At 67.3% G+C, this 13,546-nt stretch carries 13 protein-coding genes; 7 read left to right on the forward strand and 6 right to left on the reverse strand.

Annotated elements, in window-relative coordinates:
• The first annotated feature begins 54 nt into the window (after positions 1-54).
• Positions 55-1,047, forward strand: coding sequence for a patatin-like phospholipase family protein (locus N5D45_RS08850; protein ID WP_197656836.1), 993 nt, complete (start codon positions 55-57; stop codon positions 1,045-1,047).
• Between the two features lie 41 nt (positions 1,048-1,088).
• Here N5D45_RS08850 and N5D45_RS08855 read toward each other — a convergent pair whose 3' ends face one another.
• Positions 1,089-3,089, reverse strand: coding sequence for a hypothetical protein (locus N5D45_RS08855; protein ID WP_197656837.1), 2,001 nt, complete (start codon positions 3,087-3,089; stop codon positions 1,089-1,091).
• 85 nt (positions 3,090-3,174) lie between these two features.
• Positions 3,175-3,657: an Lrp/AsnC family transcriptional regulator gene (locus N5D45_RS08860; RefSeq protein ID WP_004153377.1), complete on the reverse strand. Its 483-nt coding sequence runs from the start codon at positions 3,655-3,657 to the stop codon at positions 3,175-3,177.
• Positions 3,658-3,782: 125 nt separating this feature from the next.
• Here N5D45_RS08860 and phhA point away from each other — a divergent pair, with 125 nt between their 5' ends.
• On the forward strand, positions 3,783-4,676 hold the full coding sequence (phhA, locus tag N5D45_RS08865; protein ID WP_057502268.1) for a phenylalanine 4-monooxygenase: 894 nt from the start codon (positions 3,783-3,785) through the stop codon (positions 4,674-4,676).
• Positions 4,677-4,780: 104 nt separating this feature from the next.
• Here the strand turns inward: phhA and N5D45_RS08870 are convergent, their stop codons facing one another.
• Complete coding sequence (locus N5D45_RS08870) at positions 4,781-5,836, reverse strand: LacI family DNA-binding transcriptional regulator (protein WP_197578837.1); 1,056 nt, start codon at positions 5,834-5,836, stop codon at positions 4,781-4,783.
• A gap of 239 nt (positions 5,837-6,075) precedes the next feature.
• Here N5D45_RS08870 and N5D45_RS08875 point away from each other — a divergent pair, with 239 nt between their 5' ends.
• The 4 genes from N5D45_RS08875 (at position 6,076) to N5D45_RS08890 (ending at position 9,067) form a co-directional block, all read left to right on the forward strand.
• Positions 6,076-6,666 (forward strand): cysteine dioxygenase family protein, encoded by a 591-nt coding sequence (locus N5D45_RS08875; protein ID WP_010487374.1) that lies wholly within the window; start codon positions 6,076-6,078, stop codon positions 6,664-6,666.
• 117 nt (positions 6,667-6,783) lie between these two features.
• Positions 6,784-7,422, forward strand: coding sequence for a bifunctional 4-hydroxy-2-oxoglutarate aldolase/2-dehydro-3-deoxy-phosphogluconate aldolase (gene eda, locus N5D45_RS08880; RefSeq protein ID WP_197656838.1), 639 nt, complete (start codon positions 6,784-6,786; stop codon positions 7,420-7,422).
• A 96-nt stretch (positions 7,423-7,518) separates the two neighbouring features.
• Complete coding sequence (gene adhP, locus N5D45_RS08885; protein ID WP_010487377.1) at positions 7,519-8,547, forward strand: alcohol dehydrogenase AdhP; 1,029 nt, start codon at positions 7,519-7,521, stop codon at positions 8,545-8,547.
• 127 nt (positions 8,548-8,674) lie between these two features.
• Positions 8,675-9,067, forward strand: a complete 393-nt coding sequence (locus N5D45_RS08890) for a hypothetical protein (protein ID WP_043397740.1) — start codon at positions 8,675-8,677, stop codon at positions 9,065-9,067.
• A gap of 34 nt (positions 9,068-9,101) precedes the next feature.
• Here the strand turns inward: N5D45_RS08890 and ligD are convergent, their stop codons facing one another.
• From ligD to N5D45_RS08905, 3 genes are all read right to left on the reverse strand, one after another.
• On the reverse strand, positions 9,102-11,588 hold the full coding sequence (gene ligD / locus N5D45_RS08895) for a DNA ligase D (protein WP_279938762.1): 2,487 nt from the start codon (positions 11,586-11,588) through the stop codon (positions 9,102-9,104).
• Between the two features lie 3 nt (positions 11,589-11,591).
• The gene (locus tag N5D45_RS08900) at positions 11,592-12,497 is read right to left on the reverse strand and encodes a Ku protein (RefSeq protein ID WP_019338571.1); all 906 of its coding nucleotides are present in this window, start codon (positions 12,495-12,497) and stop codon (positions 11,592-11,594) included.
• A 139-nt stretch (positions 12,498-12,636) separates the two neighbouring features.
• Positions 12,637-13,035: a hypothetical protein gene (locus N5D45_RS08905; RefSeq protein WP_279938765.1), complete on the reverse strand. Its 399-nt coding sequence runs from the start codon at positions 13,033-13,035 to the stop codon at positions 12,637-12,639.
• Between the two features lie 145 nt (positions 13,036-13,180).
• Here N5D45_RS08905 and N5D45_RS08910 point away from each other — a divergent pair, with 145 nt between their 5' ends.
• The gene (locus tag N5D45_RS08910; RefSeq protein WP_029380149.1) at positions 13,181-13,525 is read left to right on the forward strand and encodes a hypothetical protein; all 345 of its coding nucleotides are present in this window, start codon (positions 13,181-13,183) and stop codon (positions 13,523-13,525) included.
• Positions 13,526-13,546 lie beyond the last annotated feature (21 nt).

The following is a 13,546-nucleotide window of genomic DNA, read 5'->3' on the forward strand; positions in this document are numbered from 1 at the left end:
CGCTTCGGTATGCTGGCGCCCTTTCCCGAATCCGGCGCCGCGAGCGCACTGCCGATGAGCCTGTTCCGCCCCCGCATGCTGCTGTCCGTCGCCCTGATCGGCCTGCTGGCCGGCTGCGGTGGCGACCCGGTCCGCCCCACGCCGCCGCCGGCACCGACCGTGGTGCCGCAGGCCAAGCCGGTGAAGATCGGTATCGCCCTCGGTGGTGGTGCAGCCAAGGGCTTCGCCCACATCGGCGTGATCAAGATGCTGGAAGCCAATGGCTTCGAACCGGCCGTGGTGTCCGGCACCAGTGCCGGCAGCGTGGTGGGCGCGCTGTATGCCAGCGGCATGGATGCGTTCCAGATGCAGAGCAAGGCAGTGGCGCTGGATGAAGCCAGCATCCGCGACGTGCGCCTGTTCTCCGGTGGCCTGGTGCAGGGCCAGAAGCTGCAGGACTACGTCAACGAGCAGGTCGCCAACCGCCCCGCCGAGCGCCTGAAGAAGCCGTTCGCCGCCGTCGCCACCCAGCTGGAAACCGGTGAGCGCGCGATCTTCGTGCGCGGCAACGTCGGCCAGGCGGTGCGCGCGTCGAGCAGCATCCCCGGTGTGTTCGAGCCGGTGAAGATCGGTGGCCGCAACTACATCGACGGCGGCGTGGTCAGTCCGGTGCCGGTGGACGCCGCACGCCAGCTCGGCGCCGACTTCGTGATTGCCGTGGACATCTCCAGCAAGGCCAGCGGCAAGGCGCCGACCGACATGCTGGGCATCGTCAACCAGTCCATCTCGATCATGGGCCAGCGCCTGGGCGAGCAGGAACTGGCACGCGCCGACATCGTCATCCGCCCGAAGGTGCTGGACATCGGCGCCGCCGATTTCAGCCAGCGTGGCACCGCGATCCTGGAGGGCGAAAAGGCCGCAATGGCCGCGATGCCGCAGATCCGCGCGAAGATCCAGCAGCTGCAGCGTGCACGTGCCGCGGCCGCCGCACCGGCACCCGTGGCCGCGCCGAAGTGCGAGCAAGCCTCTCGCCTGGGCAAGCTGATGGGCCGCAAGGACAAATGCTGACCTGAGCCAGCGTGTCGCTGCCAGACAGCGACGCGCGCGTTCTAGCGCGCAGGCCGGTAACCGCTGGCCTGCTGCCGCTCGCGCCTGCGCGCCTGACGGGCCTGCTCCTGCAGTGTCGCCGTGTGCTGCAGCTGTTCCATGCCATCGGCCGGCACATGCAGCTGGCGTCGCGCACGGGTGAGTGCCAGATAGACCGCGCGCACCGGGTTGTGCCAGATGCGCCCGCCCTGCCCCGCACGGAAGCAACCAGGCGACAGCGAGACCACGTCGAACTGCAGGTTCTTCGCGTGTTCGGCCAGGCACAGCGCCACCCGCCCTTCAGCAGGCGTGTCCTGGTCGTCGAGCGCCTGCAGCAGTGACTGCACCCGATCGGCAGACGCAAACAGTTCGACCAGCGCGCCCTGCCCTTCGTCGGCGTGCGTGGCCAGGAAGCGCTCCTGTGCCGGGTCCGAGGCGCTGTCGCGGCGCCGGCGCCACGCATCCAGCGGCCGCTGCAGCACGCTGCGCAGCGCGCGCAGCGATGCCGGATGCAGATAGGGCCGCAGCCCGAGCGCGTGCAGCTGCGCCGCATCCAGGGCCAGATCGGCGACGCTGCCATGGATGCGCAGGCCCTCGCTCGGCACCTGCGCCCAGTGGCGGTAATGCAGCACACCGGTGGCGCGGTCGGCGGCACCGACGAACGGCCCACTGTCCTGCCCCAGTCCATCCAGTGCCAGGGTCTGGTTGACCAGGCCCTCGACCTGGTTGCCCTGGCGCACCGACTGGTGCATTTCCAGCACCTTCGACGCGGTCCAGCGCGGCACCGTACCCGTCAGGCACTGGTGCGGATCACCCAGGCTGACCACGCCAGGCGCATGGCCGGCCAGCAACTGCTTCCACGACGGGCTCAGGTCATGCGCCTCGTCCACCAGCAGCATGCCCATGTCCGGCGGCGGGGTGACGCCGCGCAGCGCCAGCCACTTGCCGATGTGCGCCGGGCTGAGGCTCAGCAGCGTGCCCCGCTGCAGGTCGGCGTCGAACATGCAGCGCCAGACGTGCTCGGCGGCCGCCATGTACGGCGACACGTCGAGCATCGCGGCGGGCACCGAACGGTCGAAATGCTGGAACGCCAAGCCCGGTGCCGACGACGCGCACCAACGGTTGATGGCCTCGAACGCAGTCAGCAGCACCTGCTCCGGGCTGCGCCCACCGATGCCCTGCAGGCCGATGCGGCCGGCAATCTCGCGCGGCGTACGGGTGCTGCGCCGGTAGCTGGCAACGAAGCCACCGGTGTGGCCGCTGCGCGCGGCATGCTGCGCCACGCGGTTGGCGAACTCGATCTGGGTCAGCAGGCGCACCGCGGTGCTGGCCGGCACGCGGCTGCGGAAGGCTTCCACCTGCCCACGCGAGGGCGCCACGTAGGTGTAGCGGCCGGGTCGCGCCTCCATCAGCGCCAGCACCAGGTGGCCCTTGCCGGTGCCGGCATAGCCATCGAGGTCGATCAGCTCATCGGGGTTGGCGGCGATGGCGCGCAGCACGCGGGCCTGCTCGGAGGTGTACAGGCCATGGTGTTCGACCGCACGCGCGTCGCTGGCAACGGCCTCGTCCTGGTCGTCGTCCTCATCGTCGCTGGCGAAGGCGGGCGGGAAGCGGATCTCGTGTTCGGCCAGGGTTTCCTGACAGGCCTGCTGCAGGGCCAGGCCGGGGTACTCGCTGGGCGACTGCACGATGAAGTCCTGCAGGATCTCCGCCGGTGCCAGCAGCACGCCATGGGCGGCCAGCGCGGCCAGCCAGGCATCGAGTTCCGGCTGGCCACCGCCGCCGGCGCCTGCAAGCTGCGCGGCCACGCCGTCATGGCTGGCGAACAGCGCGCAGGCTTCGTGCAGCAGGCGCTCGATTTCCGCTGGTGTGTGCAGGCGCGCGCGGCACAGCTGCGCAGCCATCAACCCGGCCTGTTCCAGCGCGGTCTGCGGCGGCGTGCCATGGGCGATGAAGCGCGCCAGCGACTTGCGCTGCAGCGGCAGGAAGGTGGTGGTAAGCACCGGGTGCTGGAGTTCGGACATGCGTGGAACCGGAAAGGTACGCTGCGGCGGGCGCAGGGCGGTGATGCTCAGCTACCCGCCCGGCTGCGTCAAATCGCGGCGGCGCTTATTCCAGCTGTGAAAGCGGCAATGCCTGGAATCCCTTGACCGTGCGCAGCACGAAGCTGGAATTGGCATCGGCCACGCCACCGGCGTTGAGCAGCCGGTCCAGCAGGAAGTGCGAGAAGTGCTCCAGGTCGCGCACGTAGACGTGCAGCAGATAGTCCATGTCGCCGGTCAGTGCATGGCAGGCCACCACTTCATCCCAGCCCTGCACGCTGTCCACGAAGTGGCCGATCGCGGCCTGGTCGTGCTTTTCCAGCTGCACGCGCACGAAGGCCTGCAGGCCCAGCCGCAGCTGCCGTGGCTCCAGCCGCGCGCCATAGCCGACGATCACACCCTCGCTTTCCAGCCGCTGCAGGCGGCGCAGGCAGGCCGAGGGTGAGAGGTTCACTCGCGTCGCCAGCTCGGCGTTGGTGGCGCGCCCATCCCGCTGGATTTCAGCCAGCAGGCGTATATCCGTGCGATCGAACTGGACTTCTCCGGCCATTGTTGCCCCGCAACATGGTGAGTACGCAAGGATATTGCGCCAACAAGGCCAATCGGCGCAACTTTTGCAACCCTGTTGCGCGCACCCTGCCCTAGCATCGTGGGTATCCCATCCAGGAGTGCCCCATGGACCTCGCCCAGCCCCGCCGCGTCGAACACCAGCAGACCGACAAGGGCTACGTGCCGGTGTATACCACCGCGCTCGTCGAGCAGCCGTGGGACACCTACAGCGCCGACGACCACGCCACTTGGAGCACGCTGTACCAGCGCCAGCGCGAACTGCTGGTCGGCCGCGCCTGCCAGGAATTCCTGGATGCACAGGACGAGATGGGCATGAACGCGCACATGATTCCGCGCTTCGACCAGCTCAACGAAGTGCTGGGCGCGGCCACCGGCTGGACCCTGGTCGGCGTCGAAGGCCTGCTGCCGGAACTGGATTTCTTCGACCACCTGGCCAACCGCCGTTTTCCGGTGACCTGGTGGATCCGTCGCCCGGACCAGATCGACTACATCGCCGAACCGGACCTGTTCCACGATCTGTTCGGCCACGTGCCGCTGCTGATGAACCCGGTGTTCGCCGATTACATGGAGGCGTACGGCCGTGGCGGCGTCAAAGCCCACGCGATCGGCCCGGATGCGCTGCAGAACCTGACCCGCCTGTACTGGTACACGGTGGAGTTCGGCCTGATCGACACGCCCGACGGCCTGCGCATCTACGGCGCCGGCATCGTGTCGTCGAAGGGCGAATCGCTGTACTCGCTGGAATCGGCCGCGCCGAACCGCATCGGTTTCGACCTGCAGCGGATCATGCGTACGAAGTACCGCATCGACACCTTCCAGAAGACCTACTTCGTCATCGACAGCTTCGAACAGCTGATGCAGGCGACCTCGCCGGACTTCACCCCGATCTACGCGGCACTGGCCAACCAGGCGCATCTGCCGGCCGGTGAAGTGCAGGGCGACGACCGCGTGTTCCAGAAGGGCACCGGCGAAGGCTGGGCCGACGGCGGCGACGTGTAAGCACACAACGCGCACGGCGTTGCACTGAAACGGCGCACCTCGGTGCGCCGTTTTCGTTGTTGCCTGCCTGCGCCATTGCAGCGGCGCAGGCGAGGGCAGGGCAGTCAGGCGTCCACGGCCCGGCAGGAACCGCGCACCATCAGTTGCGGATGCACGCTGGTTGCGGTCGGCGCATCCGGCACGTCGGCCTGCACCAGCATCGCCGCAGCCACGCGGCCGATATCGGACACATGGCGACGCACCGAGGTCAGCGGCGGCCACAGCCGCGACGCCAGCGGGCTGTCGTCGTAGCTGACGATCGACAACTGCTGCGGCACCGCGATGCCCGCACGCAATGCCACCTGGTACACGCCGGCAGCCATTTCATCGTTCCCGGCAAAGATCGCACTGGGGCGTTGTCCGCCCATCAGCAGCCGCTCTGCGGCATGCACGCCGGACTCGAAGGTATCGCCCGCTTCCAGCACCCGCTCACCCGGCAGGGTCAGGCCCACCTGGGCCAACCGGTCAAGGAAGCCATGGGTGCGCTCGCGTGCGGTACGGCGATCGCCCGGACCGGCAATCACCGCGATGTCGCGGTGGCCGAGCGAGAGCAGGTAGCCCGCAGCGGCGGCGGCACCGTCGCGATCGTGGGTGACCACCGCCTGTGCCTCGTCATCGGACACATGCGCGTTGATGCGGACGTAGCGGCATTCGATGCCGTCGAGCATCTCCGTCAACGCTGTCGACTCGGAGGCGCGCGGGCCCAGGATCACGCCATGCAGCTTCTGCTGCTGCACGAAGCGGCGCACGCCGTGCGCGCAGTCCGGAGACTGGCTGTCGCAGGGATGCACGACCAGCTCATAGCCGGTTCCGCGCAGCGCTTCCAGCGCGCCGTGCTGCAGGTCGACAATGCATTGGGCGCCCGGGTCGTCATACACCAGGCCGATCAGGAAGGAGCGGCGGAACGCGAGACCGCGCGCCAAGGGGTCGGGCACGTAACCGACCTCGCGCATCAACGCCTCGACCTTGTCGCGGGTGTCTTTGCGCACCAGCGGCGAGTTGTTGATGATTCTTGAAACCGTTTTCTTGGAAACTCCCGACAGTCGTGCGATGTCGTTGATCGTGGCAGCCTTGCCCTTCGATGCCGGCAACGCGGCATCGCTAATAATTCGCACTGACATGTATAGAACCAGGTAAGTCGGAGAATTCTAGCCTTGCGCCCGTGGGGCGCGAAGTTGCGGAATGTCGCAGCGAAGAGGGATCGCGTCGTGTTCGACCACTTCTGCTGCGCGAGGTTCCATTGTGATTGCTCTACTTGATGTGCATCTGAACCGTTCTTCCGCGCGTGTTCACCTTGAATGCGGGCGCGACGCGCGCGAACGCCAACATTCCCTTAACCAGGCTCCGCTACAGTCGGGGCATGGACCTGCAGACTTCTCCGTTTCCGGTGTTCCGTGGCCGCGACCGGTTGATCGCCGCGGTCGACGCAGCGATGACCTCCGGTGACCCCGAGCGCATCACCGCCGACCTGCAGCTGGCGCTGCAGGACGCCATCGCGGACAGCCGCATCGAGTTGCCCGAGTGCGTACACCGTCCGGTCAGTGATCATTACGCGCGACGCCCGCTGTATCACAGCCGCGAACACGGCTACAGCGTGATTGCCATGAGCTGGGGCCCAGGGCAGGGCACGCCGCTGCACGACCACGATGCCATGTGGTGTGTGGAGGGAGTGTGGTCAGGCGAGCTGGAGATCACCCGGTATGAACTGCTGGAGTGTGCCGGCGAGCGCTGGCGCTTCCGCCGCCATGCCGTGCTGCGCGGGGGCTGCGGCAGTGCCGGCAGCCTGATTCCGCCGCACGAGTACCACACCCTGCGCAACGCCAGCGACGAAGCGCTGGCGATCTCGGTACACGTGTACGAGGCGCAGATGGAGCGCTCGGCGGTGTTCGATCCGCTTGGTGGTGACTGGTACCAGCGCCGCATCCAGGCATTGCAGGCCGACCCGGCCTGAACCGGGGGGCAGGGCGGTGCGCCACCAGCACCTTCGTGAGCCACGTGGCATCATGCGCCGCTGCGCTGCCGGACCCGGCGGCGATCCGCGATGCCCCGTCGGGCAAGGAGCAAAACCATGTCCAGCGCTGATCCGCGCCTGCGCGCGCTGTTGAAGCTGGCACCGGTGATCCCGGTGTACACCCCCGAAGATGTAAATGAAGCGATCGAAGTGGCCCAGGCGCTGTTCCGCGGCGGCCTGCCGGTGATCGAAGTGACGCTGCGCACGCCGCAGGCACTGGATGCGATCAAGGCCATGGTCGAGGCCGTGCCCGATGCGGTGATCGGCGCCGGCACCGTGCTCAACGCCGCACAGATGCAGGCGGCAAAGCAGGCCGGTGCGCGCTTTGCCGTTTCCCCGGGCGCCACGCCGGCGCTGTATGCGGCCGCGCGCGATGCCGGCCTGCCGTACCTGCCCGGTGCCGCCACCGCCTCGGACCTCATCCTGGGCCTGGAGCACGGCCACGACACCTTCAAGTTCTTCCCGGCGGTGCAGGCCGGTGGCGCCGCACTGCTGGCGGCCTGGCACGGCCCGTTCGCCGATGTACGCTTCTGCCCGACCGGTGGCATCAGCGCGCAGACCGCGCCGCAGTTCCTGCACCTGCCCAACGTGCTGTGCGTGGGCGGCTCGTGGCTGACCACACCGGCACTGCTGCAGACCCGTGACTGGGACGCCATCGAGCGCCTCGCCCGCGAGGCGTCGGTGCTGGCCAGCTGAACCTGCTGCACGAATCGTCAAAGGTTTGATCGTGATCAAAGCGCCGGCCTCGAGCCGGCGTCATTCTGTGGGCAAGCGCACTACGGAGATCCGAACATGAATTCGACCATGAAGGCCGCTGTCGTGCGTGAGTTCGGCAAGCCACTGGTGATCGAGGAAGTCTCGGTACCACGCCCGGGGGCGGGCGAAGTACTGGTCAAGATCGAGGCCTGTGGCGTCTGCCACACCGACCTGCACGCCGCCGAGGGCGACTGGCCGGTGAAACCGAACCCGCCATTCATCCCCGGTCACGAGGGCGTGGGGCACATCGTGGCCGTGGGAGGCGGGGTAGGGCACGTCAAGGAAGGCGACAGGGTCGGCATCCCCTGGTTGTACTCGGCGTGTGGCCATTGCGAACACTGCCTGGGCGGCTGGGAAACGCTGTGCGAGACGCAGCGCAACACCGGCTACTCGGTCAACGGCGGCTTCGCCGAGTACGCACTGGCCGATGCCAACTATGTCGGCCTGCTTCCGAAGGACGTGGGCTTTGTCGAGATCGCGCCGGTGCTGTGCGCCGGCGTGACCGTCTACAAGGGCCTGAAGGTGACCGACACCAAGCCAGGGGACTGGGTGGTGATTTCCGGCATCGGCGGCCTGGGCCACATGGCCGTGCAGTACGCCCGCGCAATGGGCCTGAACGTGGCGGCGGTGGACGTGGACGACAACAAGCTGGCGTTGGCCCGGCAGCTCGGCGCGCAGATCACCGTCAACGCGCGCACCACCGACCCCGCTGCCTTCCTGAAGAAGGAAATCGGCGGCGCGCACGGCGCCCTGGTCACGGCGGTGTCGCCGAAGGCGTTCGAGCAGGCGCTGGGCATGGTCCGCCGTGGCGGTACCGTTTCGCTCAACGGTCTGCCGCCGGGCAACTTCCCGCTGGACATCTTCGGCATGGTGCTCAACGGCATCACCGTGCGCGGCTCGATCGTCGGCACCCGGCTGGACCTGCAGGAGTCGTTGCAGTTCGCTGCCGAAGGCAAGGTTGCCGCCACGGTCAGCACCGATCGCCTGGAAAACATCAACGAGGTGTTCGCGCGCATGCACGCGGGCACCATCGAAGGCCGCGTGGTGCTCGACTTCGCCGCCTGACCGCTTGTGCATGGCCGCCGTCGCTCCGTCCCCCTCTCCCACGGACGCGGCGGCCATGCCGATCCATCGGTAGTACCGGCCGCAGGCCAGCAACCCCAGGCACTTCGCGCAGCCTTACAATGCGCGCATGCCCGCCCTGCTCAAGACCCTGTTCCTGTCCTTCGTCGCCCTGATCGGCGGCGTGCTGTCGCTTGCGCTGGTCAGCAGCGTCGCCAGCTGGCTGCCCCCGCTGGTGGGCATGTCGCCGGACAACAACAGCGTGCAACTGGGGTGGGATCTGGCCTTCAGCGTGCTCGGTGGCATCGCCGGCATTTCCTTCGCCACCTACTACGCGCCCTGCTGGCCTCGCTCGCATGGTTTTTCCATCTGGTCACTGATCGCGCTGGGCTGCGGCTACGCGGTGTGGGCCGCAGGCGCTGATTTCCCGCTCTGGTTCGTCATTTCGCTGCTGGCATCGCTGCCGTTGCAGCTGCTGGCCGGCTGGTGGTTCGGCCGCCGCGCGTCGCGCGACGCAAGGTAACGCCGCCCCTGTAGAGCCGGGCCCATGCTCGGCTCTACAGGTCCATGCGCGGCAGCGTCTGCTTCAACCGCGCGATGCCCTGCCATGGGTCACCCTTCAGCCGCTTCGCGCGCGCCAGTGCCTTGGCCATCGGAAACGCGTCGGCCGCACTGACGCGTGCAAGCTCTTCCCATCGCAGCGGCACTGCCACGCCGGCGCTGTCGCGTGCACGCAGCGACCACGAGCACGCGCTGGTAGCACCCCGTGTGTTGCGCAGCCAGTCGATGAAGATCACCCCGCCGCGCTTGGCCTTGCTCATCGTCGCCACGTAGCGATCAGGCTGCTCCAGCGCCATTGCCTGCGCGAACGCCTCGCAGAACGCCTTCGCCTCGTCCCAGCCTGCCTTGGGCTGCAGCGGCACCACCACGTGCACGCCCTTGCCACCGGACAGGCGTACGAAGCTCTTCAGGCCCACCTGCTGCAGGCGGTCACGCACATCGCGTGCACCGGCTTTCACCTGTGCCCAGTTGACACCTTCGCCGGGGTCGAGATCGAACACCAGACGATCCGGATGTTCGGGATCGGCCACGGTCGCGCCCCAGGGATGCAGCTCCAGGGTGTTCATCTGCACCAGCTGCAGCAGGCCGCGCGTGTCGTCGATGTAGACGTAATCCTCGCGGCCGCTCTTCTGCTGCAGGGGCACCGCATGTACCGCATCGCCCAGGCCGGGACCATGGTGCTTCTGGAAGAAACAAGCCTTGCCTACGCCGTCCGGGCAGCGCAGCAGTGACAGTGGACGTCCGGCGATTTCGGGCAGGATCCAGCGCGCCATGCGCTGATAGTAGTCGGCCACGTCGCCCTTGCGCAGTTTCTGCTTTGGAAACACCACCCGCTCCGGATGAGTGATCTGGACCTCACCTCCGGCTTCGGCATCTGCGGTGCTCATTCCCAGGTCCTCCTTCTGCTTGTCGCTGCGCAGCCGCTTGAAACTGGCCTGGCGCAACAGGCCTTCCTTGCCCCAGCCACGGAACGCCACCTCCGCCACCGCCACTGGTGTCACCCAGCGTACGCTGGCAGCGCGGAACGGCACATGCGCCGGCAGCTGCAGCACGGGCGTCTTCACTGCCAATGGCCGCAGTGCCTTGAGCAGCGCACGCAGGCTTTCATCGTCGAAGCCGGTGCCAACGCGGCCGACATAGCGCAGGCCAGCCTTGTCCGGCGTGGCCAGAAGCAGCGAACCGAATCCCACCCGGGAACCCTTGGGTGCCGTGTAGCCGACAATCACGAACTCGTCGGTGTCTTCGTGCTTCACCTTCACCCAGCTGCGCGCGCGGGTATTCACGTACGGCGCATCCACCTGCTTGCTCACGATGCCTTCAAAGCCGGCCTCGCCGCTGGCATCGAATACCTGCGGCCCATGGTCGATCACGTGTTCGCTGAAGGCCAGGGTGCCGGGCGCTGGCCCGATGAGGTCCTTCAGCAGCGCCTTGCGCTCCACCAGCGGTGCACGACTGATGTCCACGCCGGCCACACCCGGAAGATCGAACACGATGTAGCGCAGTGGTTGTTTCGAACTGCCGTCGATCACGCGCTGCAACGCTGCGAAGTCACTGCGTCCTTCCTTGTCCAGCACCACCAGCTCACCGTCCAGTCGCGCATCACGCACCGGCAGCGCCCGCACGGCCTGCACGACCTCGGGAAAATCGGCCGTCCAGTCCAGGCCGTTGCGCGAGCGGAGTTTCACCTCGCCATCGTGCAGGTCGGCCAGCAGCCGATAGCCATCCCACTTGATCTCATGCAGCCAGCGCTCGCCGTCCGGGGCACTGTCGCGATGATCGGTCAACTGCGGTTTGAACCCGCGGGGATAGGGCGTATCACGTGCGCCGTGCAGCTGCAGTGCGCATGCATGCCAGCGCGCATCGGCCTTGCGTGTGGTCGTCCGTGCGGCGGGGACCGAGCGCACCGCCTTCCCTGCGGAACGCTTCTTCGCCGCAGGTGCTCGTTTCGGCATCGGTGCCGTCAGCAGGTCATCCGCCTCGGCGTCGCGCGCTTCACCATCGTCGCGCTTGATCAGCAGCCATTGCACCTGGCGTCCTTTCATCGCGGTGCGCACCAGCTTCCAGCCACCGGCCAAGCGTTGCCCATGCAGCACGAAGTCGATCTTTCCTGCCGCCAGTGCCCGCAGAGGATCACCTTCGCAGGCCCAGGTACCCTGATCAAACACCTCGACGTGGCCCGCACCATAGTGGCCTTCGGGAATGTCTCCCTCGAAAGTGGCGTAGGACAGCGGGTGATCTTCCACTTCCACGGCCAACCGCTTCTCACCGACGCGAAGCGAAGGACCCTTGGGCACCGCCCAGCTCTTCAGCACGCCGTCCATCTCAAGGCGGAAGTCGTAGTGGCGCGAGCTGGCATGGTGCAGCTGGATGACGAAGGTCGGCCGCCACCTCGGATCACCGCGGACGCGCGTGTCGTCAGGCTCCGGTGTCTGCCCGGCGCCACCGCCAAGTCGGCGTTTGCGCCGGTACTGGTGCAGCGACATGGTTCAACCTGCCTTGCGCCGGGTGGTTTTCTTCACGGCCTTTTTGGCGGTCTTCTTCGCAGCCTTCTTCGCCGGTGCCTTGCGCGTCGCCGTCTTCTTCGCCGGCGTGCGCGTGTTCGCATCCAGGCTCTTCTGCAGCAGCGCCATGAAATCGACCACGTTGGTACTGGCGTCCTCGCGCGGTGCCGGCTCATCGTCCACCCGCGTGGTGCCGCCCTTGGACTTGATGCGCTTGTTCAGCACCTGCTGCAGGCGCTCGCGGAATTCATCGTGGTACTGCGACGGGTCCCAGTCACCGGACATCGACTCAATCAACTGCTCGGCCATCGCCGTTTCCTTGCTGGTGATGCGGTAGTCGGCGAGCTTCCCGGTGGGCAGCTTGTAATCCTCGGGATCCACCAGTTCCTGCGGATAGCGCAGGATCATCAGCACCAGCGCGTCCTCATGCGGCATCACCGCACACAGGTATTCCCGTGTGCGCACCACTACCCGTGCGATGCCCACCTTGCCGGTACTGCGCAATGTCTCGCGCAGCAGCACGTAGCCCTTTTCGGCCTTCTTGCCAGGTACCAGCAGATAGGGTTTCTCGTAGTAACGCGGGTCGATCTGCGCCGCATCCACGAACGATTCCACTTCCACCGCTTCGTGGCTCTCCGGTGCGGCCGAGCGGATGTCGCCTTCCTCCAGCACGACATAGCTGCCCTTGTCGTACTCGTAGGCTTTGACGATGTCCTTCCAGGGCACTTCCTCGCCGGTGTCGGCGTTGACCCGTTCGAAACGGATCGGCTTGCGATCGCGGGAGTCGAGCATGCGGAACTGCAGATCGACCTTGCGTTCGCCGGACATCAGCGACACGGGCACATTGAGCAGGCCAAACGACAGCGTGCCGGTCCAGATCGGGCGGGCCATGGGCGTACCTTTGGCGGGGCAGGGTGCCCAGCGTGGGCCGGAGGGCGTAAACCAACCGTGTCCGTGCCGTGCACGTCAGGTGGCGCGACCACTTGGCTGTAGAGCCGAGCCCACGCTCGGCTGCTTCAAGTGCCCGCCACTACTGCAGCAACGGCCTCACCGCCGCCGCCGGAATATGGTCCAGTGCGCGCCAGGCGTCCTCCACCACCAGCCGTGCCTGCGACCAGCTCAACCGCGACTGCCCGCGCATCTGCTCCCAGTGCTCGGCCAGTTCCTCGCAGGTATCGGCGGCATCACCACGTGGCCAATCCGCGGCATGGGTGGTCAGCGCGAAGGCATACACCGGGCACAGATCACGCCAGTTGCGGTGGCTCTGGCCACGCCTCTCCTCGTAATCGCTGAGCATGTACTGCAGGTAATCCTGTGCCACCGCCTGCGGATCTTCCTGGCGGCGCGTGCGGCGCTGCGCGGTGCGCTGGCCAAGCGGATCGAGCAGGGCGTTGAACACGGACGGTGCGGGTCGTTCAAGACGGGGCATGGCCGGCTCCTGCAGCGGGGGCGGGTGGGCAGGAATACGCGCGGTGCCGTTACCGGGGGGTGAGCGAGATGTTCATGACGCCAGGTTCGCAGTGGCTTTACCTGCAGGGCGGTGTAGTGGGAGCCCCGAGTGCAGGTACCAGACCATGAGCCGAGAGACCTCACGAGACCCGATGCGGGAAAACCACCCGCCCCTTCCCGGTGAACAGCGCGGCAAGCGCGATGCCGACAACGCCGACTACCGCGGCACCGGTGCGCCGTTCTTCGATGCCGAGCACGGTGACGACCATCTGCCGGTGAGACATGTGGCTGAACAGGCGGCCCAGGACCGCAAGGATGGCGGTGACCGCCATCGCGGTGGCCAAGAGAGTCCGCTCAAGCGCCGCGAGCGCAAGCAGCGCGCCAGCGACAACCAGGACGAGGCGCTGGAGGAAACCTTCCCCGCCAGCGACCCGACCTCGCCGTTCGTACCGGCCAAGGCCCCCGATTGACGGTAGCGCCGGGCCCTGCCC

It is taken from the genome of Stenotrophomonas sp. GD03819 (assembly GCF_029841665.1).
Taxonomy (GTDB): Bacteria; Pseudomonadota; Gammaproteobacteria; order Xanthomonadales; family Xanthomonadaceae; genus Stenotrophomonas; species Stenotrophomonas geniculata.